This is a genomic window from Phyllobacterium sp. RCAM01083 (genome assembly GCF_055685835.1).
Window position 1 is genome coordinate 3383085 of record NZ_JBVFZN010000005.1, and the last position, 25697, is coordinate 3408781.

Annotated in this window: 22 protein-coding genes and 1 pseudogene; 14 read left to right on the forward strand and 9 right to left on the reverse strand. The window is 55.4% G+C overall.

All coding sequences use genetic code 11. The annotated features are described in order from the left end of the window. Window positions 1-2 precede the first annotated feature (2 nt). Window positions 3-2180, forward strand: coding sequence for a glycoside hydrolase (locus tag ACZ25R_RS23480; protein WP_472462363.1), 2178 nt, complete (start codon window positions 3-5; stop codon window positions 2178-2180). Here the strand turns inward: ACZ25R_RS23480 and ACZ25R_RS23485 are convergent. Continuing rightward, window positions 2177-3250, reverse strand: a complete 1074-nt coding sequence (locus tag ACZ25R_RS23485) for a GNAT family N-acetyltransferase (protein ID WP_464661562.1) — start codon at window positions 3248-3250, stop codon at window positions 2177-2179. The genes ACZ25R_RS23480 and ACZ25R_RS23485 overlap by 4 nt on opposite strands. A gap of 140 nt (window positions 3251-3390) precedes the next feature. Continuing rightward, the gene (locus ACZ25R_RS23490; RefSeq protein WP_472462364.1) at window positions 3391-4698 is read right to left on the reverse strand and encodes a lipopolysaccharide biosynthesis protein; all 1308 of its coding nucleotides are present in this window, start codon (window positions 4696-4698) and stop codon (window positions 3391-3393) included. Window positions 4699-4856: 158 nt separating this feature from the next. On the opposite strand from ACZ25R_RS23490, the gene ACZ25R_RS23495 reads away from it, so the two are divergent. From ACZ25R_RS23495 to ACZ25R_RS23520, 6 genes are all read left to right on the forward strand, one after another. Continuing rightward, window positions 4857-6335: a GumC family protein gene (locus ACZ25R_RS23495; protein ID WP_472462365.1), complete on the forward strand. Its 1479-nt coding sequence runs from the start codon at window positions 4857-4859 to the stop codon at window positions 6333-6335. A 17-nt stretch (window positions 6336-6352) separates the two neighbouring features. After that, window positions 6353-7681 carry an O-antigen ligase family protein gene (locus tag ACZ25R_RS23500; RefSeq protein WP_472462366.1) on the forward strand — a complete coding sequence of 443 codons (1329 nt, stop codon included), beginning with the start codon at window positions 6353-6355 and terminating at the stop codon, window positions 7679-7681. Next, window positions 7674-8450, forward strand: coding sequence for a polysaccharide deacetylase family protein (locus tag ACZ25R_RS23505; protein ID WP_472462367.1), 777 nt, complete (start codon window positions 7674-7676; stop codon window positions 8448-8450). The genes ACZ25R_RS23500 and ACZ25R_RS23505 overlap by 8 nt, the downstream gene beginning before the upstream one ends. Then, the gene (locus tag ACZ25R_RS23510) at window positions 8447-9688 is read left to right on the forward strand and encodes a glycosyltransferase family 4 protein (protein ID WP_472462368.1); all 1242 of its coding nucleotides are present in this window, start codon (window positions 8447-8449) and stop codon (window positions 9686-9688) included. Before ACZ25R_RS23505 ends, ACZ25R_RS23510 begins: the two co-directional genes overlap by 4 nt. Continuing rightward, on the forward strand, window positions 9688-10842 hold the full coding sequence (locus tag ACZ25R_RS23515; protein WP_472462369.1) for a glycosyltransferase family 4 protein: 1155 nt from the start codon (window positions 9688-9690) through the stop codon (window positions 10840-10842). The genes ACZ25R_RS23510 and ACZ25R_RS23515 overlap by 1 nt, the downstream gene beginning before the upstream one ends. A gap of 115 nt (window positions 10843-10957) precedes the next feature. Next, complete coding sequence (locus ACZ25R_RS23520) at window positions 10958-12181, forward strand: hypothetical protein (protein WP_472462370.1); 1224 nt, start codon at window positions 10958-10960, stop codon at window positions 12179-12181. Window positions 12182-12357: 176 nt separating this feature from the next. On the opposite strand, the pseudogene ACZ25R_RS23525 reads toward ACZ25R_RS23520, so the two are convergent. The 4 genes and pseudogenes from ACZ25R_RS23525 to ACZ25R_RS23540 form a co-directional block, all read right to left on the reverse strand. Continuing rightward, window positions 12358-12492: pseudogene (locus ACZ25R_RS23525) on the reverse strand (amidohydrolase); the annotation flags it as partial. A 191-nt stretch (window positions 12493-12683) separates the two neighbouring features. Then, window positions 12684-14219 (reverse strand): hypothetical protein, encoded by a 1536-nt coding sequence (locus ACZ25R_RS23530; RefSeq protein ID WP_472462371.1) that lies wholly within the window; start codon window positions 14217-14219, stop codon window positions 12684-12686. A gap of 387 nt (window positions 14220-14606) precedes the next feature. Further along, window positions 14607-15857, reverse strand: a complete 1251-nt coding sequence (locus ACZ25R_RS23535; protein WP_472462372.1) for a tyrosine-type recombinase/integrase — start codon at window positions 15855-15857, stop codon at window positions 14607-14609. Next, window positions 15858-16316: an Arc family DNA-binding protein gene (locus ACZ25R_RS23540; protein ID WP_472462373.1), complete on the reverse strand. Its 459-nt coding sequence runs from the start codon at window positions 16314-16316 to the stop codon at window positions 15858-15860. It lies immediately after the preceding gene. 126 nt (window positions 16317-16442) lie between these two features. On the opposite strand from ACZ25R_RS23540, the gene ACZ25R_RS23545 reads away from it, so the two are divergent. From ACZ25R_RS23545 to ACZ25R_RS23570, 6 genes are all read left to right on the forward strand, one after another. Next, complete coding sequence (locus ACZ25R_RS23545) at window positions 16443-16631, forward strand: DNA-binding protein (RefSeq protein WP_472462374.1); 189 nt, start codon at window positions 16443-16445, stop codon at window positions 16629-16631. 390 nt (window positions 16632-17021) lie between these two features. Further along, complete coding sequence (locus tag ACZ25R_RS23550; protein WP_472462375.1) at window positions 17022-17216, forward strand: hypothetical protein; 195 nt, start codon at window positions 17022-17024, stop codon at window positions 17214-17216. A 762-nt stretch (window positions 17217-17978) separates the two neighbouring features. After that, window positions 17979-18329 (forward strand): DUF6074 family protein, encoded by a 351-nt coding sequence (locus ACZ25R_RS23555; RefSeq protein WP_472462376.1) that lies wholly within the window; start codon window positions 17979-17981, stop codon window positions 18327-18329. 157 nt (window positions 18330-18486) lie between these two features. Further along, the gene (locus ACZ25R_RS23560; RefSeq protein ID WP_472462377.1) at window positions 18487-19098 is read left to right on the forward strand and encodes a hypothetical protein; all 612 of its coding nucleotides are present in this window, start codon (window positions 18487-18489) and stop codon (window positions 19096-19098) included. A gap of 16 nt (window positions 19099-19114) precedes the next feature. Further along, entirely contained in the window at window positions 19115-20515 is a 1401-nt protein-coding gene (locus ACZ25R_RS23565; protein ID WP_472462378.1) for a helicase HerA-like domain-containing protein, read from the forward strand. 123 nt (window positions 20516-20638) lie between these two features. Then, window positions 20639-21541 (forward strand): DNA adenine methylase, encoded by a 903-nt coding sequence (locus ACZ25R_RS23570; protein ID WP_472462379.1) that lies wholly within the window; start codon window positions 20639-20641, stop codon window positions 21539-21541. Here the strand turns inward: ACZ25R_RS23570 and ACZ25R_RS23575 are convergent. Together ACZ25R_RS23575 and ACZ25R_RS23580 are read right to left on the reverse strand one after the other, a co-directional pair. Next, window positions 21513-22598 carry a hypothetical protein gene (locus tag ACZ25R_RS23575; RefSeq protein ID WP_472462380.1) on the reverse strand — a complete coding sequence of 362 codons (1086 nt, stop codon included), beginning with the start codon at window positions 22596-22598 and terminating at the stop codon, window positions 21513-21515. The two genes, ACZ25R_RS23570 and ACZ25R_RS23575, sit on opposite strands and share 29 nt — an antisense overlap. Beyond that, window positions 22585-23766 carry a ParB/Srx family N-terminal domain-containing protein gene (locus tag ACZ25R_RS23580; RefSeq protein ID WP_472462381.1) on the reverse strand — a complete coding sequence of 394 codons (1182 nt, stop codon included), beginning with the start codon at window positions 23764-23766 and terminating at the stop codon, window positions 22585-22587. The genes ACZ25R_RS23575 and ACZ25R_RS23580 overlap by 14 nt, the downstream gene beginning before the upstream one ends. Window positions 23767-23960: 194 nt before the next feature. On the opposite strand from ACZ25R_RS23580, the gene ACZ25R_RS23585 reads away from it, so the two are divergent. Next, window positions 23961-24914, forward strand: coding sequence for a hypothetical protein (locus ACZ25R_RS23585; protein ID WP_472462382.1), 954 nt, complete (start codon window positions 23961-23963; stop codon window positions 24912-24914). 370 nt (window positions 24915-25284) lie between these two features. On the opposite strand, the gene ACZ25R_RS23590 is transcribed toward ACZ25R_RS23585, so the two are convergent. Further along, window positions 25285-25695: a hypothetical protein gene (locus ACZ25R_RS23590; protein WP_472462383.1), complete on the reverse strand. Its 411-nt coding sequence runs from the start codon at window positions 25693-25695 to the stop codon at window positions 25285-25287. Window positions 25696-25697: the final 2 nt, after the last annotated feature.

Here is a 25697-nt window from a genome sequence, read left to right on the forward strand (position 1 = left end):
TCATGTCCACGCTGAGATTGGCCGCCTTCGCTCTCGGTTTCCTGCTCGTCGCGGGCGCGGCGAGGGCGGGCGATGTCTGGTCGCCGGTCCGGGAGGTGTCGCTCGAGCTGCAAAGCGGCAGTCCTCTCGATTTTTCCACGCTGCTGCCCAATCCGCCGATCAGCGAGCAGAGCCGGATCGTCATCAATGGGGACGGCCGGCTGGCCCGTGCGGATGCGGAGACGAGCCCCGTGCGGTTCCTGTGCGCATCGCTGGGCTGGAGCCCGGCCTCCGGTGGCTTTCCCGACCATGACGGGGCTGACCGCTATGCCCGCCAACTGAAAATGCATGGCTACAACATCGCGCGCTTTCATTTTGTCGATGCGGCGCTGATGTTCGGCCGTGCCGCTGATTTCGATTTCGATCCGGAAACCATGGACCGTTTCCGCTATCTGATGGCGGCGTTGAAGCGCAACGGCATTTACTGGATGATGGACGGTCTGAGTTCCACCCGCGGCGCCTATGGCGGATATGACGATCGCTGGAATCTCACCGGCGACATGAAGCTCGAGGTGCAGATCGATGAAAAGACCTTTCAGCACTGGCTGAAATTCCAGCAACTGGTACTGGCGACCGTCAATCCCTATACGGGAATCGCGCCGATCCGCGATCCGGCTCTGGTGGCGATCATCCCGTTCAACGAAAACAGCATCGAGTTTGACAGCATCCTGCATCAACGCGATGGCCAGCCGCAATATTCACGGCTTCTGCAACCTCCATTCAATGCCTGGTTGCAAAAACGCTATGCCTCGACGGCAGCGCTTTCCCGTGCATGGGGCGCGGTGGAGGCTGGCGAACGGCTGGAAGACGCAACGGTCGGGTTGCCGGGCAATCGTTATGAAAAGACGCCGCGCATGCGCGACCTGCAGGCCTTCTTCGTCGATGTGGAAACGCGTTCCGCCGAACGGATGACGGCGGCGCTGCGCGATCTCGGCTACCGGGGCATGGTGGCGCCCTACAACAACTGGCCGAGTGTCCAGACAAGCCTGACGCGGGCAGGGCAGCAGGCGGTGTCGATGAACACCTATCAGGATTGGGTCGGGGGCTACGAGCCGGGCAGTTCGCTCGGTCAGAAGAGCTCGATCGCCGACGGGGCGGCGTACATGCGGATGATGGCGGCGGCGCGCTGGCTGAACCGCCCCTTTATCGTCACGGAATATGATCACCTCTTCTGGAGCCATTATCGTTACGAGGCCGGCATTGTCATGCCCGCCTACGCGGCATTGCAGAATTGGGATGTGCTGTGCCGCCATGGGCATGGGCCCATCGTGCTGGCCTATGGCGAGGATTTTGCCCATAAACGCCAGATGCTGCCCTATGCCATTGCGCTCGATCCGGTTGCGCGTGCGGGCGAAACGCTGGCGGCCCTGCTGTTCAGGCGCGGCGATGTGCAGGGCTCGCCGGTTTCCATCCCCTTCCGCATCCGGGGAATGGAGGATTTGACGCAGAACATGTATGAGCGGGAACCCGATGCATTGACGACGCTCGCCCTGCTTGCGGCAATCGGGTTGCAGAAGGATGCGCCATCGGCACCAGCCCACGGTCTGGTAGCGGCATCGCCCCGCGATCCCGCGTCCGGCGGCAAACTCATCGCCGCGATGCGCGACAGCAGGCTGCTTGTGCCCGAAAACAGCACGGATGCCGGCAAGGGTCTCTTTGAGAGTGACACGAATGAGATCCGCCTGGACCAGAACAAGCTGCGCATGACGGTGAAAACCGGGCGAACCGAAGCCATTGCCTTCGCCGACCTTGCCGATACGGTCACGCTTGCCAACCTGACCGTCGGCAATGCCACGGGCAAGGGCCTGTTTGCCGTTTCAGCGCTGGATGACCGGCCGGTCGGCAGCAGCCGCCGCCTGCTGGTCATCTACGCGACCGATGCCCAGAACACCGCCATGCGCTTTTCGGATGGGGAAGAACGGGTCATCGCCGATTTCGGCCGCCTGCCCGCCCGCATCAAGGTGGGAAGCGTCGATTTCTCCCTGCCTGGGAAAGGACGCTGGACCGTCTCGCCGGTGGGGCTGGATGGCAGGGTGCGGCCTGCGATTGCCCGGGGAAGCGGCGCGGTTGCAACGCGGCTTTCCAACGACGGACCCGAGGGACCCACCACCTATTTCCTTATTGAACGGCAAGAGTTCTAGAAGAAGTCCGATACGAGCCGGCTCCACGATTCACCGGCCAGTCCGCCAATATACATGTCGTTGCGGTCGATGGCGTTGAGGACGCCGGCATGACGCGTGCTGACGCAGGTATGGGCGCGATGCTTGTAATACATTGCCCTTTGCCGGGATAATGCGTCGAGTTGCCGGGGCTGCACGTGACCGCGGGCCGCCACAAGCCCGGCCTGTTCCAGATGATACATCATCCGGTTGATCACGAGCGCATCCTTGCCCTTCTGGGAAAATATGTTCATCACCTGGGCAATCATTCCGGGGCGTCCGAAATAGACAAAGCAGCCGATCAGCTCGGCGTTCTGATCCCAGACCGAGCGGATGTTCAGATCTCCCAGGCTTGCATTCAGTCTGGCGACATCCAGAATCCAGTTCAGCTCCGGCCCCGACCAGACAGGACGGACCGGATAGTCGGAGAGAAAGTCCTGGACGGTTGCCACAAACAGCTCCGGCGCCATGTCCTCATCATGCATTCCCGCGCCCGGCTCGACATGCAGCCCCGGTATCATCCGTCTGATGATATGGTCGACCGGCCGTGCTATCGGCAGCCGGGCGGCATGGCGGCCAAGGGTTGACCGGCTGGCCGCCGACCGGGCAAAAAAACCGGCCGGCTGGAAAACCCGGCACCAGTCCAGCCCGTGGACCGGCAACAGGGCGGCACGTGCCGCCTTGAACGCCCCGGCGCTGGCGGGGGAGGCGCTGTCGGTGAAACAGAGATCCTGATTGCGCGGCCGCATGGTCAGCGCGAGTTCGGCTGCGCCATGGCAGGGCATGTCGGGGTCCGTCATGAAAGCGCAGAGAAGACGCGCCGTTATGATCCCGCCGTCGACCATGTATTGCATCGGCACGGCCGAAACGACGCTGCTGATGTGCCCTGCCGAAGTCTCGTGAACGATGCTGCCATATTGCTGCTGGTAGATCGGGCTGCCGAAAAACAGCTGTTGGAAATAATCGTTGAAGGCGTTGCTTGAATTGCTGGCCCGGTTGCGGAACGTTTTATAGAATAGGCGTCCGACCTGAGGAATATCGTCCACAGTCATCGGACGTATCTGTCTTCCCCGCTTCATCTCCATCCCCATGCAGACGTATATCCCGACTAAGAGTCTGCACTATCTCGATGTTCGAAGCATATAGTCAATGCAACCAGGGCGCGATTCTTCAATTCCGATGGCAAGATGTTCTACGTGGTAAACGATCTTTCCTGCGCAGCGACACGGCTGTTGCGCGCCAGACGAAGCAGAACCAGCCATGCGGCGATCATGATGGCGATCTCGATGACATATATCGAGACGAATGTTCCGAGCGGCGGCGCGACCCAGGTGGCCCAGGCAATCAGTCCCGCGCCAACCGCATTGGCGGTGTTGAGAATTGCCGCCCGGGGACCGTGATATCCCGCCGCCCCAAGCGCATCGATTGCCACCGACCAGATGGCAAGAAAGACCACCGTTCCGCTCAAAATCCGGCAGAACGAGACCAATGACACATATTCGCGGCCGAAGAGAATGGGCAGGAACGGGGCAATGATGAAGATTGCAAGGGCCGAGCCGATGCCGATCCCCAGGGCGGCCAGCAATATCTTCTTGGTCCGCCCGATCGCGTTGTGAATGCCATCGATGCTCAGGCGGGCAAGGCCCGGATAAACCAGCCGGTTCATGGCATCGATGGAGAGATAGCTGCTGTCAACGATACGGCGCACGACACCGTAGCTGCCGACGACCTCGGGATTGGCCATGATGCCGAGCATGAGAAGATCGACATTCTGGCGGATGGCGCGGAAGATGAAGGGGGTTGCAAAGAGAATGCCGAGGCGGATTTCCTCGCGCACGATCCGGTATTGCGGCCGGCCCAGTTTGCGCAATGACCACATATAGACGATCAGGACCAGCACATGGGCTGTGAATTGCCATATGGCCCAATCAACCAGGCTGGTCACGCCGAAAACCAGACAGGCAAGCGCGGCGGCGGCGGTCCGGGCAAAGGCGAAGCCGACCACGGAGCGGTTGGCCGCAGGAAACTGCGAATGACCGATAAAGATCTGTTCGGTCAGCAGAATGATGCGGACCAGGATGATGTTGGTGATGAGGATCAGCAGGATCGCGATGACATTCTCGGTGGGATCGGGCGAAAGCTTCATCCAGAAGGGCAGAATGGCGATGCCGAGCAGCACCAGCACGACACCGCTCGTCAGGGTCAGGATCAGGTTGTGCCCCATCATGACGGGGTACATGGCATGGTCGCGGGCGACGCGCCGCACCAGGCATTCCGAGGCGCCGAGGCCGCACAGATGCACGGCGATGCTGGTCACCGCCGTTACGGAAACGAAGACGCCGAATTCGACGGCGCCAAAGGAGCGGGCAAGAATGGCGAACGTCACCAGCTGCGCCGCATTGGCGATCAGCAGGCTGCCGCTCGACGCCGCGTAGGACATGATCATCGGCAGGAGCCGCGGCAGTCCAGCGATGATTTCCGCAGCACTCAACTTCTTCATGTTCTACGACCTGGGCGGAGGGCTGGCATTTTCATCTTTATTGTTCAGCAGGCCAAAGGGAGATAGCCATTTATTAACCAAAATTTGCAATCTATCGTTTAGATATACATTACCGTTAAACCGTTACGGTTTGATTGATGCTTACAGAGTATTGTTGAATGTACAAACTGCGTGACGCGACGGGTAAACTGCAGCCGGCAGCTCCTATCAAGGGACCTGTCGTCGAGCCTCCTGTGCGTGACGATCGGAAACCGGCCCCGGCCGCTGCCTTTTCCCTGCCGCACATCGATGTGAGTTCGCTGATTTCCTGGCTGCTTGCCCGCTGGTATTGGGTTTTGATTGGGGCCGTCGTTGGCGCGTTGATCGGCATCGGTTACGGGATGGGCGCGAAGCCGCGTTATACCGTCTATACGGACCTGCTCGTGCCGCCGGCCAATCTTCAGGTCCTGCCGAACGACATCTATGTGCAGAACCAGCAGGGCGACACGCAGCTGCTCGACGTTGAAAGCAAAATGCTCGTGCTGACCTCCGGCAATGTGTTGCGGCGCGTCGTCAATGAGCTTGGCCTTGCCAGCGATCCGGAGTTTGTCGGCACGGATGGTCCGGGCTTCAGTCTCGGTTCATTGTTCGGCAGCAAGCCGGCGGTCGCCGACAAAACGCTGGCAGCCATGCGCAGCCTGTCCGAGAGAATAACCGCACGCCGCCAGGAACGCTCCTACATGGTGACCATCGCGGCCTGGGCCAACAATCCCGATACGGCGGTGCGCATTGCCAATGCACTGGCCAAGGCCTTCCAGGAGGAAGTCGCCCAGGCGGAGGCCGACGGTGCCGGACGCGCGGCCTCAGCCCTGACCGACCGCCTGGCGGAGCTGAAGCAGGGCGCTTCCGATGCGGAGGCCAAGGTGGCTGAATTCAAGCGCGATCATGGTCTCCAGACCAGCGCCGGGGAGCTGATCAGTTCGCAGTCCATGGCGCAGATCAACGTGAAGCTGGTGGATGCCAATGCCCGGCTGGTCGAAGCACAGTCGCGCTACAACGAGCTGACAGCCTCGACACCCAATCAGACGAGCCCGTCGGCGACATTGCAGTCGCCCACGCTCGCCAGCCTGCGCGCCCAATATGCGACGGTCAAGCAGACGGTCGATTCCATGTCGATCACCTACGGGCCGCGTTATCCCGGACTGATCCGCGCCCGGTCGCAGCTCGGCGGCCTGGAACAGCAGATATCGCAGGAAACCGGGCGTATCCTGCGGGCGGCGCAGGTCGATCTGGACCAGGCGAAATCCGTGGTCGATGCGCTCAAGCAGCAGGCGGCGAGTGCACGCTCCTCCGTTTCCATGGACAATGATGCACAGGTTCGGCTGAACGATCTGGAACGCGACATGGCGACGAAAATCGCCATCTACCAGACTTTCCTGACGCGCGCCGGTGAAACGACGGAGCGCCAGCAGCTCAACAGCACCAATATCCGGGTGATCTCGTCCGCCATACCGCCCCTGCGCCGCAGCTGGCCGCCGCGTACGGCCTTGCTTGCCGCCGGCGGAACATTTGCCGGATTGGGCCTGGGCGCCTGCCTTGCCATCGCCACCGGCCTGCTTGGGGTCATGCGCGCCGAGCGCAAGGCGAAGAACAGTTAAGCAGGATACGTTCTTTTATGGGAACAATCGAAACCAGAACTGCGCCCACGACCTCCGCAGCGGGTGGTGTCGGCGCATTGCTGTTCGTGGCGATTTTCCTGTTTTTCTGGATCACCACCACGCCCTATGTCGATCTGACGGGCGCGGCTTCGGTCGATCCGAGCGCTGGAAACTCCAACGTGGTCAATCAGCTTGTCACGCTGGTTCTCTCGGCAGGATTGATCGCCTTTGGGCTCAGCAGCCCCATGCGCCGGACGATCATGCAGCCGCGCGGGCTGCTCGTCCTGCTGTTCGCCTGGTTCATTCTGGTCTCCGCGCTGTCCGCGCATCCCGATATCGCCCTGAAACGCATCGTCCTTGCCATTCTGGTTTGCGTGAACGCCAGTGTCTTCCTGCTGCTGCCGCAGTCCGACCGGCATTTTGGCAGGCTGCTTGGCCTGGCGACGCTCATCATGCTGGGCTTTGCCTATTTTGGCGTCATCGCCCTTCCTACACGGGCCATTCACCAGGCATCGGAAATCCGCGAGCCGATGAATGCGGGTTTCTGGCGCGGTCAATTTCCCCACAAGAACGTCGCGGCCGCCGTCATGGTGATGGCGGTGTTCTTCGGACTGTTCGTCCATAGCGCAGGCCAGAGACTGGCAGGTATCGCGATCATTGTCCTCTCGGTGGTGTTTCTGCTGCACACCGGCGGCAAGACATCCACCGCCGCATTGCCGGGTGTTCTCATTCTTGCCTGGATATTCGAGCGCTGGAAGTGGACACGGGCGCTGATCGGCATTGCCGGGATTGCACTGTTCAACATTCTTGCCGTGGGATCGGCGGTGTTCGAACCGATACGATCCCTCATCACCGCTGCCGGCATCGATGCCACCTTTACCAACCGGACGGACATCTGGCGTTTCGCCTTTTCCGCCATCGCCCAAAAGCCCTTTACCGGTTATGGATTCCAGTCATTCTGGCAAACCGAGGAACTGGTCTACAGCGGCGGCAATGTCGAGACGTGGGCCGTTGCCGCCTATAACGGCCACAACGGCTATCTCGACACGCTTTTGACAACCGGGATACCGGGGCTGGTTCTCACGCTTATATGGTTGCTTTTTCTGCCGCTGCGCGACATAGGCAGGGCGGATAAAGCAGCCAACAATCCCGCCCTCACGCGGCTTTTTGTTCGCGTCTGGCTGTACGGGATCTATACAGCCTGCGTGGAAAGCATGTTCTTCCAGAGCGGCAGCCCGTTATGGTTCGCATTCCTCTTCGCCGTGTTCGGCCTGCGCCTGCAAGCAAATGCCAGCATTGTCAGCCCAACACCTTCACAAGGTAGATTGACGGTCGCCCATGCCTGACATTCTGAAAAAACTGGACTATTGGTCGGACCGCATCACCGACAGGCTGATGCGCCGGATGCCCGGACCGCGCCTGCATATACCCGTATCGCGCCCGGTCGTGTCCTTCACCTTCGATGACGTGCCCGATACGGCGCTGACCAACGGCGCACGGATATTGGAAGGCCATGGCGTCCGCGGCACGTTTTATATCGCCGGGTCGCTGGAAGGACAGATCGAACCCGGGCGCACGCTGATTTCCCGCGAGGGATGCCGGGCCCTGGCGCAGCAGGGTCATGAGATCGGCTGCCATACCTTCTCCCACACGAAGGTGTCTCATATGGGCAACCGGCGGCTTGCCGCGGATCTGCAGCGGAACAAGGCCTATCTCGACAGTGTTGCACCACAGGAGGGCCGCCGCAATTTCGCCTATCCCTACAATGCCGGGTCGTTCCGGGGACGCGGCATTTTCGGCAGCCGTTTCGAAACCTGCCGTGCCGGCGGCGAACGCATCAATCGCGGCGCCGTCAATCCGGGCTTTCTCTGGGGCGTGGAAATCCGCCAGCCGGAAAGCCATGCGCGCGGCCTGACCCATTGGATCGATACTTTGATCGCGGAGCCTGGCTGGCTCATCTTTTTCACCCACGATATCGCGTCGCAGCCGACGGATTTCGGGTGCACGGCGGAGACGTTCGAACGCCTCGTCGCCCATACGCTGGCGCTGGGATGCACGGTCCTGCCGGTGCGGGATGCGCTGGAACAGTTCAGCGCGGGGAGGCATCCGTCGTGAACGCCTCCACCCCGTCGAAGCGCCTGCTCGCGATCAACAATTATTTCTATCGGCGCGGCGGCGCCGAAGCGATATTCCTCGAGCACATGCAGCTCTTTGCCGAAATCGGCTGGGAGGTCATTCCCTTTGCCATGCAGCATCCGGACAATGATGCCTCTGCCTGGTCGGAGCATTTTGTCTCCGAAATCGAGTATGGGCGGGAAAGCAGCCTTTTGACCAAAGTCGCCCAGGCCGGCAAGATTATCTATTCCTTCGAAGCGCAGCGCAGCATCGAAGCGCTGATCGAGCGGGCCCGGCCCGATATCGCCCACGCGCACAATGTCTATCATCACCTCTCGCCCTCGATCTTTGCCACGCTGAAAAAGGCGGGCATTCCGACCGTGATGACCGTGCATGACCTGAAGCTCGCCTGTCCCGCCTACAAGATGCTGGTTGACGGCCATGTCTGCGAGGAGTGCCGCGGCGGCCGGATCTACAATGTCGTGCGGCACCGCTGCATCAAGGGCTCGCTTGTCCTCAGCGGCCTGGTGTTCCTGGAGACCATCGTGCATCGCGGGCTGGGGCTTTACCGGAACAAGGTCGACAGGTTCGTGGTGCCGAGCCGGTTCTACCGCGAGAAGCTGATCGAATGGGGCTGGCCGGCGGAACAGCTGGTCTATATCCCGAATTTTGTCGATACGCAGGAATTCGCCACCGGCTGGAGCGAAGGCGACTATTTCGTCTTTGCCGGACGTCTCGCGCCGGAGAAGGGGCTGGTTACCCTGATCCGCGCCGCGGCGCTGGCAAGGCAGCGGCTGGTGATTGCCGGAACCGGCCCGGACGAGGCCATGCTCAAGGCCCTCGTTGCGGAGCTGGGTGCGGATGTCACGTTCGCCGGATATGTCTCGGGCGACAATCTGCGCCGCCTGATCGGCGAAGCCAGGGCATTGGTGTTGCCCTCCGAATGGTATGAAAACGCGCCCGTCAGCATATTGGAAGCCTATGCGCTCGGCCGGCCGGTCATCGGCGCGGCCATCGGCGGCATTCCGGAAATGATCCGCGAGGGCGAAACGGGCATGACCGCCATTGCCGGCGATGCGGATGACCTGGCGCGTGCCATCGGTGCCATGGCGGACATGACCGCCGCCGCCCGTTCGCGCATGGGCATGAATGGCCGCGAGTGGATCGCCCGCGACTTCTCGGCGGCTGCCTATCGCGACCGCATGGTCGATCTCTACGCCACGCTTGGAGTATCCTGATGGCTAACGGACGCGGTGCAGCAAAGCAACCCACGGTGATGATGCTCGGCCTGCGCGGCATCCCCGAGGTGCAGGGCGGTGTGGAAAAGCATGTCGAGGAACTCAGCCGGCATTTTGTCGACAAGGGCTGGGATGTCACGGTTCTCGGCCGCAGGCGGTACCTGCTGACACCCGATCCCTATACGTGGAAGCGGGTGAAGGTGCATCCGCTGTGGTCGCCTGGTTCGGTGAAATTCGAGGCGATCGCCCATACGGCGCTCGGCGTGCTGTTTGCCGCCTATCATCGACCGGATATTCTGCACATCCATGCCATCGGTCCGGCGCTGATGACGCCGCTGGCCCGTCTCTTCGGCCTGAAGGTCGTCGTCACCCATCACGGCTATGATTACGACCGGCAGAAATGGGGCGGCCTTGCCAAGCTCATGCTGAAACTGGGCGAGAAGGCCGGCATGCGCTTTGCGCGCGCGCGCATTGCCGTGTCCAACGACATCGCGCGGACAATGGAAAGCCGTTACGGCGTGCCGGTGCACTATGTGCCGAACGGCGTGACGGTCCGCAGGAGCCAGACGGATACGGGCATTCTCGGGAAACTCGGGCTCACGTCGCGGCGCTACATCATGCTGGTTGCACGCATCGTGCCGGAAAAACGCCAGCACGATCTCATCGCGGCCTTTGCCAAACTGGCCGATCCTACGGTCAAGCTGGTTCTGGTGGGATCGGCCGAATACATGGCGCATTATTCGCAGGACGTCGAAAAACTTGCCGCTGATGTTCCCGGCGTGGTTCTCGCCGGCATGCAGACGGGTGATGATCTTTCCATCCTCTACGAGAATGCCGGGCTGTTCGTGCTGCCTTCGAGCCACGAAGGCATGCCGATTGCCTTGCTTGAGGCGATGGGTGCCGGGCTGCCGGTGCTTGCCAGCGACATCACGGCCAACCTTGCAATCGGCCTGCCCGAGCAGGACTATTTCCCGCTTGGCGACATTGAGCAACTGGCCGCGGCGATGCGGTCAAAACTCGCCGTGCCGTTCGATTCCCGCAAAGCGGCGGAGCAGGGCGCTCTTGTGGCAGAACAATATGGCTGGCTGAACATTGCCGACCAGACGCTTGATGTTTACGACGCGGTTTTGAAGCGCAAGATGCCGAAAGCCTAAGGCTGGACTCGAAATGATCAGGTCATTTTTATGAAGTTTTCCGCATTATTGCGCTTCTATTTTTATCGCAAATCTATATTCAACAATGCTCAGTGGTTCCAATACGGGTGATATGGTGAATTATACTAAAGCCGTTTCCAATTATTTTATGCCTGCAGTTAAACATCGTTATTTCTTGGTACTTTTCATCGCTGCGATAACTATTGCGTTACGAAGGCCCGATCAAATCTCATTTCCTGAAGTATGGAACGAAGATGGTCTATTTATTATACCGCAGGTGATTGAGCGTGGATTCATGGCTATATTTGAGCCAGTTAATGGTTATTTAATTCTTCCCTCCAGACTTATCACATACATCGCACTGTTCATTTCATTCGAACATTACCCCGTAATTTCTACTATCATCGGTATCGCTGCCCAAGCTGCATGTGTTGCGGCAGTTGCGGCGTCCCCCACATATCTGCGAGGCCGGATACTCTGCGCTGTCATGATGGTAATTCTTCCAATGAACGCCGAGGTCTATGCACTGCCTCAATACACATTCTGGTGGACAACGTGCTTGCTGTTTCTAGCACTCATATGGCGCCCGGGCGAAGCTCTGATACTGCGCTACACATTTATCCTGATTGGCTCGCTGTCCTCACCGACATGCATAATACTCCTTCCTTTGTTCGCACTCAGAGCCGTCTTAACCAAACGGTGGCGCGAAGACGGACTATCCTTTTTGCTTGTTGCCGTGGGCGTTGTTATTCAATTGTATTACGTGATGATCGGGGACCCTGCCAAAACCGAGAACATCGAACTAGCCGACATTATACCAGCAATTTCAGTGTTCTTTGGTGGTATGAGTTTTGTTGCCTCGACTTGGATGGAATTGTCAGTAGCTCTAGGAACGGCGGCCTTGCTGCTTTTTGGTGTATTGGCAGTTCAATCTGATACGCGGTTCGCTTATGTCCTGCTTGGGCTAGCTCTTGGCGCGACGATAGGCAGTTCGTTGCTGCGGGTGCCGATAGAGATGATATCCCCTGTCGGTAATGGTCCGCGATATTTCTTTTTTCCACTTGTTCTCATGTCCTGGATGCTGGTCTGGCTGATATTCAGCGCGAGTTCAATTGTCCGGGGCGTGGCCGTCATAGTGGTATTGGGGTGGATACCAGTAACCATTCACAATTTTCAGCGTGGTCAGGATCGTCTTGAGGCTTGGAGTGAAGCAGTGAGCAGGTGTCTCGTTGAAGGGGCTATCATGCCTGTTCACCACGATGGAAACACGGCAAGTCACCATCAGATCCCCTATTCTTTGGAATTATGCCAGCAGGCAGAAGCGAACGACATTTGGTGATGTTGTCCGCTAACGGCATCAGGAATTACAGTATTACAGACAGACGCACTCTTTCGTCGTAAGTGCTTTGGTATGTTGCAGTTGATCGGCGGATTATTCATCTCGGCCAATGAACGTCTTGGAAACGCTCAAACACAAGTGTGGGGAACGTGTTACTGCCTAAATTGTAGATTTGTGGTGATGTTGAATTCGTCTGTTGCGGCCATGATGGGCCTCTTGCGGATGGCGAACTGGCCGATGGGCAGGCCGGGTGTATTGTGCATGCGCAGACTTCGGAGATGGCGAAGTTGCTCCATCATGCCCTCATTGACCGCCTTCCTTCGCCGGCTGGCTGAACATCGCGGACCAGACGCTCGGCGTTTACGGCACGGTTTTGAAGCGCAAAATGCCAAAAGCCCAAGGCTGGAATGACTTTGGCTAAGCTTAGTTGGATGCAGTCGACCACTGCAAGGGGCTTGCCGCCAGTTCTTTTCGGTGTCGGGTCAACCGTTTCGTTCTCTGTTCACATTGAAAATTGAAAAGCAGTTAGAGCAACTTGAGCCCCGACGGCACTTACCGCAATCCTTGGCCAACGTCGTGCTAAGAACACCACAAAGCCGGCAACAATGGCGATCTCCGGGAAATAACTGCCCTGATGCACTATCGCTCCCAACGGATCATATAGTACGGCCCACCAAATTATGAAGTTAAGAGCGATTACTAGACAAAGGGGCCGTAAGCTATTGTCCAGCAACCCGAGCGGGATAAGCATGAAGGCAAGTCCTAGCAAACCACCAGCAATGACGACGCCATAAAACTGCTGAGAGCGAACCGTGGCAAGCTTGGCAGAGGCTTGTCCATCTTGCTGAATAAAAAGAGATTGGGCAGCGCTAAGTGTGCCTGCGTAGCTATCCTTCAGCCCCATGAACGATCGCCAGAAGGCTTGTTCGCGCCCGTGCACCCACCCAGTCAAGGTTACGTCGGCATATGCGTCCTTTAACGCTGTTGACAACGGCCGGTTGTCAACACCTTCAATGCCGACGCCGGCGAAGTGCCATTTTACCAGCCGATCCCCAGGGGGATCTACAAATTGCTGATAGGCCAACCACGGCGAATAAAGCACCACAACACACAGAACCGCCGAGGCAATATATTTAAGATTGCCAAGTCTTCGCATCAACAGAGCCGCGATGAACATTCCTAGGAGCGTGAAAATTGCTGACCCGTGCGAGAGCAATGCCATCGCGCATGACGTTCCGACTACTGTGCCGTCGATAACAGTCGTGCGTTTTCCATAAAAGTGCAGGGCAAACGCCACGGCGACAAATCCGGCTGCTAGAAGCTTTGGCCATACAAATACGCCATTGACAATTGCGATCGGGGTAAAGGTTACAGCGATCATTGCTAAAGCCGCCGCAGCTCTCGTCGAATTCATTGCTCGCGCCAGACACCACACGCCAATCAGCACAAACATTTGCACTGCAATAGCCAGTGCTTGATATCCGAGCCCCTTGTTTCCAACAATTGAAACCACCGGACTCAGTAAATACATCCCTGTTTGCAATGGCGGTCTGTCACTTGACAACCAGTCGCCGTAAAAAGGTGATGGCACATGGCCCTTCAGAATTGCATCTGCGAACACCATAGGTATTTCGTTATCGCCGGGTAATTCGTGGGTGAAAATTTTTGCCGCCACTCGCATAGGAGAGGCGCCTGAATGATCGGCCCCGTGAACAATGAGGAAAAGGCCGGTTGAAACGATAGCTGCTATTGCGAATGGCAGTACCAGACTGATCCGTTCACTGCCGTGTAATAATGCGGTAGTCGCCCAGAATAGAAGGCAAAGCGAAACGCCTACTCGAAATATCGCTTGATATTGAGGTATGCTCCATGACAGCCAGAATATAAGAAGAGATGCCACGGCGAAGACACAGATAGCCCCAGCAATCGCCTCTATCTCTCCCACCCAACGTCGTAAATTGGATGCGATGCCCCATAACGTAAAATATACGAAACCGATCTGGAGGAATACTATTCCCGTGACTATCAATATCCGCATTGTTGCGACTGTTCCATTTCACACTATCTTTGCCGTAGGTACCATGCGTGTGCGGTTCCTTAAAGCATGCGGGTAAGTTTTTTCGGCTTTTGAACACCCGCAACATCACGTGAGCCACCCCAGCATCACAACGGCCATGTAGTCCGACTGGAAAAATGTTGAAAACCTCGTTTTTGGCTGATTTGCGCGTTGCGCATCGCCAGCCAAAGACCGGCTCGGGAACCCCCGAATAGGAACGCGTGAGGAACGCTGGAACGTGAGACTATTTAAGTTATTGATTTTATGGTGATTCCGACTGGATTCGAACCAGCGGCCTACAGATTAGGAAGATTATTTAACTGATTTAAAATCAAGTAGTTATGGCCGTATGTCGCGTCTATGTCGCGTTCATTTTAAAAGAGCTAGCTCTGCGGCGGCTAATTCTGCTGCATCATCGTGGCGTGGGAAGAGGTGGCCATAGGTATCCATTGTCAGTGTAATGGACGAGTGGCCGAGCCGTTCTTGGACCATCTTCGGAGGCAGTGACAGCCCTCCATCCTCCCGGCGGTTGATACACCAAGACGCATAGAAATGCCTGATCGCATGAAACCCTGTGTATTTCGATCTCAAGACCGGATTTCCGTCCTTGTCGATCTCGCCGGTATTGGTGGTGACGCCGGCAGAAACTTGTGCTGGAGAGAAACCGAGCTGCATGATTTTCGATAGGGACTCGACCTTGCCCAGACTGTTTGGGAATACAAGCTGTTCAGGCCGTATCTCGTCGGTGAGATGCTTTCCCTTCGAATCCTTTTGTCCAGTTCGGGGGCGGGGACATGAAAGCCGCCACGCCTTCAACGTATTGGCCACCAACGGCGGAATAGGTATCGTCCTCTCTCCGGCTTCCGATTTCGGCCGGCCGATTTGATTGAACCTGTCAGCGCGCTGCCGTACGTGAATTTCCCGCTTTTCAACATCCACATCCACCCAACGCAGGCCGCGGATTTCAGAAGCGCGTAGGCCGGTGAATATCGCGGTTAGAAGCAATGGTCTCCATTTGCCTTCCAGAGCGTCTATGATGGCTTTTATCTCTTCGCGCGAGGGAATATCCACCCCAATGCGCGGCTTGCCCCTCTGGCGTTTCTCTAGGCGTCTGTCCTTGCCCTTCTGACGTGCGCGGCCTTTTTCCCTTGCCGCGTTCCGAATGACCAATCCGCGTTCTTGCGCATCGGCTAGGAGAGAACCAAGGCTGACTAGCACCTTGCGTACCATGGACGAGGATCGGCCTTGCTCCATCATGTCATCCTCAAAGGATCTGATCACCGGCACGGTCAGGCGCGAAAGCAATGTGGATCCGAGAAAATGATTGATATGCAGGTCGAGGTGTTGCCGGTATTGAATGATGGTACCGCGCTCCAGCCCATTCTTTTCTGCGCGTTTGATCCATAGTTCGCCGGCCTCTTTGACCGTCGCGCTGGCGCTGTCGGCGACATGGACGCCTTCACGAACTTCCACGCTTGCTGTGGACGCAAAAACATCAGCCTCTTTTTTCAATCTGAACGTCTTCAGCCGGCGCGTGCCTTTGGTATCGGTATAATCGACAACCCAGGCAGTTTTCTCTTCGCCCTTGGCATTCGTCCAGTTACGCTTGCGGATGGACATTTAGTCCTCGTTAAATTTTGTGTCGGTTGAGAGCAGATTCTGGATGAATTTCGGTTCTCGCTTGGCGCGCTCGATCTGGTGCTCGAGTTCTGAATTATCACCTTCGGCCGCCTTTTGAAGGGCGTACGCCAAGTAATAAATAACACTATGCGAAAGCGCCCCAGCCCTCTTAAGCGTTTCGTTTTCTTGCAAAACTGCGTTCAAGTATCTGCCCATGAGCTCGCGGACTTCCATTCTCTCGACGCCCCCGCTCGTGGCAAGTTCGCCTTCCATTGGGACTTTCAATCCCGACGTCACTGACCATGGATCGGGAAACTCGCGCTCCAGAACAAGCACGATTTCAGCATTCATCGATCTACCTTGGGCATCTGCGGATGCCTTGATGCGATCTCTAAGGCCGTCGGGGAGTCGAAGCATAAACTGATCTTGCTTATCGCTTGGGTATTTGGGGCGCGCCATTTCAGTCTCCGTAATTGATAGTAGCGATTACGTATATTTTCCACTTGATGCAAGTATACGGAGTCGCTATGGTTAAAAAGTAGCGAGTCGCTATATCCCTCGAAATGCGAAACTATGGAGTGCAACATGACACCCGAAGTCGAACCCATGGACCTTCTTTGGGAGGTATCAGAAATCGCCAAACTCATTGGTCGGACGGAACGGCAGACCTTCCATTTACTGTCGACCAGTCAATTGCCTGCAAAGAAGGTGGGTGGGCGTTGGGTGGCCGAGCGTGGCCAACTGATTCGCTTCTTTATGGAGCGCGCAGCGTGACGATACTCCCTGCAAAATGCGCCGTGTGCGATGGGCCGTTCCATAAATTGCGAGGTGCGCAAACGACTTGCTCGAAGGCATGTAAACAGTCTCTTCACCGGATGGAGAAGTGTAACACGCAGTGGTTGGATACCTCTGATGTGCCGAATGCGAGCGTGGCCCTGTCTCTCGTCCCGAATTCGAGCGAATTTACTCGCATATGGGGACCAAACAAACTGTCCAATATTGAGCTTTGCTTAATGAGGCTGGAGCCGACGGGTATTCGGTTAAGCGGCGGTGCAATGCTGTATCGCAATATTCCGCCAGAACCACTGGCGGAATCAAAAAGCTCGGTCAGTGCGCCAACACTGCCGAGCCACAGTCTTAAAACTTCCCGCACAGGAAAATTCCATGAACCAAAACGCTAATACCATAGCCAACTACGATGAGACAACCGGCGTAAATGCTGCTGCCCGCTGGCTGGCTTCTCAGAAGAGGCAGCCTGCGTCCATCACGCCGAACCTGAGAACCCGCTTTAGCCTGACTGCGGAGGAGGCTGAACAGGCTATTCGAGAAGCCCGGCTGATCCATGCGAGGGCGATGTGATGGTCTCGCATATAAACAACATTCCGACGGGCCAGCTGGGAAACATAAGGGTTACCAAGAGCGCCATCACGATTGGCAAGTGTGTCTGGAAAGAGAAACTGGTCAAAACAAACTCATTTTCCGTTCGAATTCTGCGTCTACGGGAGATTGAGAGGGTTATCAGTAGCAGGTACGGTCAATTTTTACCTCGAACGGACGTCGCAACATCGTTTATTCGTGCGGCCGCATTGGCGCTCAGCAGACAGGATATGTTTGAGTGGTGCAAGCGATGGGCGCCATGGACATTGGCTGAGGCCATTGAGGCCATTATCGAAGAGACTGAAGGTCGCCGTTATTGCCAGCGGGCTGACGACGCTGCTGAGATGCTCGGGGTTACCTACGTCGAACGGGAGGAGCTCGGGCTGAATACGATCGGAGCCTGTGACGTACCCGCATCGCAGCGAAAACAATTTGCAAAGGCTCACAAGCAGAAACGCGATCGAGAGCGTCAACGAGAAAAACGACGCGCCGAAGGGCAGCGTGATCGTAAATCGGTTGACGCTCAATCGTTGATGCATAGCCGTCCATGGGAAGCCGAACAGATGTCGCGTCGAACCTGGTACCGGCGTCGTGGCACAGCAGTGTCGCAAGTAGGTAATATTATAATTGGCGACACTCGTGTGCCAAGTAACGAGTTTGTCCAGCCTCCCACTCCTGTTGGGAACGTGCTGCCTGACGTCGCGGCCCCGGGGGCCAAGGGCCCCGGGCCTCGGGTTGTCACACTTGGCTCAAGTTTTGGAACTTCATTACAGCAACACCAAATCGGAAAAGCTCATGGAGAGTGATCAAATGGACTTTTTCCAACACGAATGCCGTGTCGTCCCGTTTCCTGTGGACCGGCAACTCTTTTTCATTCGCGAAACTGCAAGGTGCCTATCTAGCAAAAACGGCCACGCAGCGGGCCGATTCTGGAAAATGACATGTAATCGGCTCTACGGCCAACTTCAGATCAAAGGAGTAGAGCGGCGACAGATCCTGCTGGAGATCGATCGCTTCGCACACGCCGTGCACAGAGAATTGCAGCGTGCGGCTTGGGCTGAATGGAATTCAAAGAATCCCGGCGGTGCAGCATGATTGGTGTCGAGGTTGGGCCGGCCTCCAAGGCCGAGCCCCAGCAAGCGCAACCAACTATATTGGAAGCGTGTAGGCGGCATCCGTCGGGACGGACCAACGGAGACGCTCTGGAGAACTTCACCAACAATTTCAACAGATATTCGTCAGGAGGTTCCCTGTGAACGATGATACCCAAGCAAAGCGCGGCCAAATTATTTCATTTGTAAAAACAGAGTCTCAAACCTTTGGTGCAGCGGTATTAGATCAACAGCTTGCCCGTGATTTCGCGAAGGACCGAGCACAATGGCCACAGGAAATATCGCAATCTTCCTATGCGTCGGAATTTCCAACCTTTGCTGCAGCAGTCATGAAACAAGGCCTTCCTCCGTCCCTGTTTCGCGGCCTCTGCCAAAGCCTCCTCGATAATGATTGGATCGCAGAGGCCATCGCTGAAGACATTCAAAACTTGGCGCCAAGACAAATGGATTGGCGATCTACAACGGCAAACCGGCCAACAAGCAGTCAACTTTCCATCCTCATCGACAACCATCAAGCCTCGCTTGCCGAGGTCGATATTGCGATCGAGCAGGATCCGAGTGAGGGGAGTGAACGCTTACAGGCGGCGTTTGAAAAGGAGCAGATCGCACTTGGACAACTTCTGGAATACTCACCTCGAAATCTTGGTGAAGTTAATTTCAAATCCTCCTATTTTCTTGAACGCTCAGATTTTCTGGGATGTGAGGATCCTCGCATGTTGATGTTCCTACGAGCAATGGTGCAAGTCGCTTAGGATAAGGGGATATGCAATGAAACTCGATCTCGGTATTACGTTCGACGGCACCGCAATCAATCTTCCGCTGAAGTTCGCAAACCGGCACGGCCTCGTGACCGGCGCAACAGGCACGGGCAAATCCGTCACCCTGCAGCGCATGGCCGAGGAATTCTCCCGCAATGGCGTTCCCGTGTTCGCTGCGGATGTGAAGGGAGACCTTTCCGGGATCACCACCGCATATCCTGCAGCGTTTTGGGACATTTTCGGGCGGCATGGCATGCCGATCCGCACCAGTGTGCAGGAAATGGGCGCGCAATTGATATCCCGCATGCTCGGGTTGAATGAGACGCAGCAGGGAGCGATCGAGATCGCATTCCGGATTGCGGAGAAGGAACAGTCGTATCTCCTCACGCTCGACGATCTCCGCTGGTCCCTGTCCGATATGCTGGACAATCGCGAGGATGTCTGCAAGCAGCACGGGAATGTCACCGCAGCGTCGATTTCAGCCATCCAGCGCAATTTGCTTGCGCTCGAGGCGCAAGGCGGCGCCAACCTCTTCGGCGAGCCTCCGTTCGATATCCTTGATTTCATCCGGACCGACACCGCCGGCAAGGGGATGATCAATCTGCTGCATGCGGACCAATTGATGGAAGCGCCGAAACTGTATGCCACCTTCCTCCTCTGGCTGCTCACTGAGCTGTTCCGGCGTTTGCCGGAGGCCGGTGACCTGGACAAACCGAAGCTTGTTTTCTTCTTTGACGAGGCTCACCTTTTGTTTCGTGATGCCCAGCGCCCGCTCGTCCAGAGTATCGAGCAACTCGTGCGCCTGGTGCGGTCTAAGGGTGTCGGCGTGTATTTCGTGACGCAATCCCCGGCGGACGTACCCGATACGGTCCTGGCGCAGCTCGGCAACCGCGTGCAGCACGCGTTGCGCGCATACACACCCAGCGAACAGCGGAACGTCAAGGCGGCCGTCAACGCGTTTCGACCGAACAAGGGTGTTGACGTCAAGGCGGAAATCACTGCCCTCGGGGTTGGGGAGGCTCTTATTTCCCTGCTGGAAGAAAACGGCGTGCCTCGCCCCGTCGAGAAGGTCCGGATCATCAAGCCAATTGCTCAGATCGGGCCAATTTCCGATCTGGAACGTGAGGTGATCTTGTCAAAATCGGCAGTGTCCAACAGATATGGAGTGGAGCTTGAACCTTTCGAGGCAACCCACGCTTTTGGAAATCGAATGAAAACTCAACGCAATATTGCGTTCGACCCAAACACTGCGGAGCAACCGCACGAAGACAGTACTTATCTGAAGTACGTCCCCAACTTCAACGAGCTCAATGCAGATCCGAACCGGCCGAGTGTTGTCATTACGCTTATGAAAGCCTTATTCTGGGGAGCATTCGCACTTGGGGGCATAAAATTGGCAGGTCTGTTTTGAACGCCATACGAAGAAAATGAATGATCGAAGCATCGATTGAGCGCCGCAAGGGGACTATTGGCTGGGGACCGATGGCAAGGACGGTTATAATTGGTCCGATTTTGATAGGCATGTAAGCGTTCAGTGAATATAACACACAAAAAGGGGATTAGTTTGCTTCACGAGGTAGAAATCGAGAGACGACGTACGAGCACCACGTCGACAACCCCCTTTCGGTATCCAGGAGGCAAAGGTTTTTTTGCAGATTTTTTGGCCTCGCGTCTCACTCAGATGCAGGCCGATGAAAAGGTTTATGTCGAACCCTACGCTGGCGGAGCGGGTTCGGCGGTTCACCTCTTGCTCGAGAATAAAGTCCACAGGATTGTTTTGAACGACGCAGACCGGCGGATTTATTGCGCCTGGCAAGCGCTGCTTTTTCAAACTGAACGGTTTTGTAGGAAGCTACGCGAAACACGTCTCAACATCGAGAGTTGGCGTGAATGCGCTGATTTAGTAAAACATCCCGCTGATGCAGATGCCTTTGAGTTAGGTTTTGCTACATTCTTCTTGAACCGCACCAATCGATCGGGAATCATCCTCGGTGCAGGACCGATAGGCGGGTATGAACAAATCGGGACGTGGAAACTCGACGCGCGTCTTTATCTAGAGACGACAATTCAAAAAATCGAGAATATTTCGAATCTCCGAGATAGAATACAGCTGTCGAATGAGGATGGCCTAGTATTTTTGCGGGGTTGGGCTGATAATCCGGAAGCTGCGTCATCATTGGTCTTTATCGATCCGCCCTATGTCAAAGCGGGTGCCCGTCTGTATATGGACACAATGAATGAAGCAGCCCATCGCGAATTAGCGGAATTTATAAAACAAGCTCAGCTTACCAACTGGGTAATAACATACGACGATTGTGATCTCATAAGGGAGATCTATCGCGGATTCGATCTCGCCAAACTTGCTGTAAATTATTCATTGCAAAAGAAGCGCACCACCTCAGAGTTGCTCATTCTGCCAATTCAAAACGAGAAATAACCCCCGTCGGCATCCTCACCTGCAGAGCTTTTTGCAGTGGACGTGCAATAGCCATCAACTGATCATGCATTGCTGTCTGAAAAGGCTTGTGGCTGTCGAAATTATGGAGTGCAGTCCCGAGCCGTGCCAAAATGTCATTCCGCGCCATGTATATACAGTTTGCACTGTTGCAGGTTTCGGATTCTGCGATGCTAGCGGGGAACGGAACAGCCATTACTCCTGTGACAGCCGCGTTTGGGAAGGTTGTAAAGAAACCTCGGAAACGTTGTATCTGCTGGTCACCCATGATCTTGTTCCGGCGCTGGTCTTGCTGAATAGTGGCTCCGACCAAGAAAATCTGGCTATCATTTGTGGCAATTCCGTTCAACGTTTGAATTCCAAGAACGTCAACGCCCCCATCGTTTGCACCAATCTGGCTTGCGAGTAACTGGTTTTCCGTCCTAGTTTCGCCGCTACCGCAAAACTGTGCAAACTCCGCCAATCGGACCAGTAGTTCTTTTGAACTTCGCGAATCGCCTAATCGCTGGGTGCGTATCTCACCCCGTCCAGACAACGCGTAGGCCGATATAATTTCGAATAATTTTGCGAACTGGCGACTGAACTGCCGCTGATAAAAACGCTCGTCGTATTCTCCGACGAGCGAAATGAGATTGTTTTCGGAATCATACAGGTAGAACAACGACATAAAAATGTAAGCAATGCCAGGTGATGTCAGATCCTTTTCTGCCTTTCGGCGCAACACGAGCGTGTCATCTATTTCAATAGAAAATGGCGAATGACGTCCGAGATCGTTATGCCGGGCTGTTAATAATTTGATCAAATCACTGGTGATCTGTTCCTTAGCCTCGTCAACAGCTATATTTCGTTCTTCGATGTAATATTCATAAAGGCCGTTCGCGGTCTGCGCGGTGGCATAATTCGATGCAAGTTGGTCGTCATCCCATTCAAGATCCTCAAGAGTAAAAATGCCGTTGAACCATGCTATGCACTCTGCAACTACACTGATTTCCTCGATATTTTCATGGGAAACAACAGGCGAAAATTCAATCGTTGGCATCATCGACCTTGTTGTTGACCGAACTAAACAGATCCACCTGAAGTCCCAGCTTCTTTTCTTGTTGGATTTGCCCAAGGCTGGTGTACGCAAATTGCGCATGCCGACGCGTCAGGTTCAGCTTACTTAGTGAATTAGCAAAGTCTTCATCACTCATATCCGCAGGCAACGACGCTACTGCATCGTTCACCTTTTTTGCCTTCGACTCCAAAAGATTGACCTCTTGCAGCCACTTGTCTGTTGCAAACCCTGCTTCGTCAGAAGCTCGTTCAAAGTCACCGGTCCACTCCAAAGTAATGGTGGCATCAGAACTTGAAAGAATCTTCTGTAATTTAGGTCGGTCCTGTCCCTGACTGACAATGACGCTTTTCCGGTCCTTGTATCCAAACAACCACAGACATAGGTAGCGTAGCTTGTCGAGATGAGCATGCGGTATAGGATTTTCAACTACATTGAGCGGCGTAAGTGCTTTTAACCCAAGCCCCAAGTATTTCCGGGTGTCGGGGTTCGGCAACATTGTGTAAAGGTGAGAAAAATCCAACGCGTTAGTGGCCAAAATTTCTTCATCAATGAACCCATTGTTTCGGGCCTGCTCGAAAACTTTGTATGCGACCAAGGTTCTAAGCAACATATTACGGCTATCGCCCAGTCTCTTTGACATTTCATCAATTGCAGCATCGGCGCCTTCTGTTTTGAGCAGCGATTCAAAAAATCGAACACTGAATTTTGCCTTGGCTAATGATCCCCATGTGGATGCGCCATTGATATGTTTAAATCCAATATAATCATCCGCATAGGAACGATCAGGCACGAGGTAAACTGGGAGATTTTCGACAGATTCGCGGAATTCCTCCGGTAGAGCTGGAATTCGCTTAGAAAAATGGGACTCTACCCGCTCCGGGTCCAACAACAATTTTGCTGCTGCGAGTCTCCGATTGCCTTCGACTACGATCCGCTCGCCGGCAACATTCTCGAATGCCACGAGTGGCTCGAAGCGCTCGAAACCCTTTTTCGAAATGGAATCAAAGAGTTCTGTTAGATTGGCCCGCCTAAGCAGGATCTCTAGCGCGTCCTGCTCGTTGGCAGCCGTTGTCAAACCAAACCGTGGATTCTCAAGATCAAGTTTCAGTTGCTCAGGATGGAAATATTCGAGGTTAAGTTGAGGTGTCATGAGACCCTATTGCTCGCTTTTGTTTCCCTGCAAGGAAACACACATTTCAAGATTCTATGCAAGATCTCAACGTGACGGAGCAACTGGTAAGCTCAAACGTTCGAAATGTGCTCACCAAACTTCTACAAGGGCTTCATTCAAGTTGAATGCGATGATCTCAGCGCCCCGGTCACGCCGCCGGCGGAAGGTAGCATATGACCAGCAGCGTCGCTGACATTCCTTCTTTGCGTGCCAAACACGCATCTCACATATGCACCAAGATGCGAGGCAGCGCCGCATTCCGTCGTCATCTTTCAGGAGGCCGATCGGCCAAGCAGGATGCAGCTTCTCACCCTTATCCTTATCACCAAGCAGCACGTTCTCTATGTTGGATATCTCGCGGGCTGGGGATTGCTCTTTCGCACATATGCGGCCAAGCGAACAATTGGATAGAGCATCCCACTAGTTATTCCTCAAGAATCATTGTTATGGAAATCTACGCGTTGGTAACCGTGGGAGCAAACATGTCCAATAAAGCTTGGAACTCGATGATCCAAAGACTAGCGTTTTGGGGAATGGGATCGTTCACCGCAGTGTTGTTGATAGGACCGACAGTATTCAGTCAGAATCTTTGCGACGGGCCTGATTGCTTGCGAGAATGGATTTCCGCCTTGAGCGGTTACTTCGCCGCGATGGGAGCTCTGATCGCGGCGGGTCTTACGTTGCCGCCGCTTCTTAAGCAAGCTAGCGAGGCAAAACGCCAGACGGACTTCGCTCTTGGTGATGCGGACCCGACATTTCGTGTGACTCGCCTCGCCGGAGCCACTGTAGAAGTTCGCTGCGTCAACTGGAACCGACGAGACTATCAAATCAATAGCATTGGGCTTGCTGATGAAAACGGAGCGTTCGAAGTTCGGTTATATGAATACGCCGTCAACGATGGGAAAATGATGCATGATCATGGTCTTGGATACTATGGAAGCAAAATTATACATGGTTGGGAAGACCGAAGTTCGAGGCCGGATACCTTAACAGTTCGTATTGATATTCATCCGAGAATTGGGGTTTACGGCGAGAGTCTTCTTCCAAAAGTCATTTTCATTGCAGGTATTTTGGCAGACACTGAGAATATGCCGCTTTCCCATACGTTTCATTTGCCTACGCATTAGTTTCTCCACTCCGGTGGCAAAAAATAGAGGTTTTGGACCCGATGGTGAGGGCGAGAAGGGCCCATTGCTAGCTCTCGCGGCCGCTAGGACAATCGGCGGCCTATCTATCAAAACAGACGACGTGACCAGGGATGAAACTTTTAATACAGAGAAGATGGCTGGCTTGGCTTCGATTAAGTGGGCGCTCCTTCAGCTCATTCCTATCCGGTCACCATCTCAGGTTCTGGCCTATAACTACAATATCGAGGCACTATTTCTCGCTAATCTCTGCAAGCTGTCGGATGACGCGTTGGAAATCAGGCGGAGTTGTATTCGTTCCTCAAACACGCTCTTGAGACCTCGATAGTATCCTTCCAAATAAGTGATGAGTCTAATCGTTATACCGGCCATCGGTCACCGCCGCGTACAAATCATCCGACAGCGCGCAGACTGAAATCCGGCGCAGATACTCCTCAGGGGCGATGCTGAGCTTTTTGGCCCGTTGGGTAAGGAGCGTTCGCTCGCGCGCCATGAGTGGAACCGGAACGGTCGCGACATGCCGGCCGCCTGTCGGTGTCATTGGCAAACGCCACCGCCGCCACATTGCTCGGATGGTCGCCGAATGCACGCCATCGTTCAAGATATTGGCGATCTCAGTTGAGGATGCACCTTTTCCCGTCAAATATGCCACGTGGGCAGCCTTGGCGTTTGACCATCGTTCAACGAATAATTTCGATCCGCGGAAACGGTCTGCGTGGTGCTTCTTCCTGCGTGTTTTCTTCGGCATGGGATCAGGCGTCATGA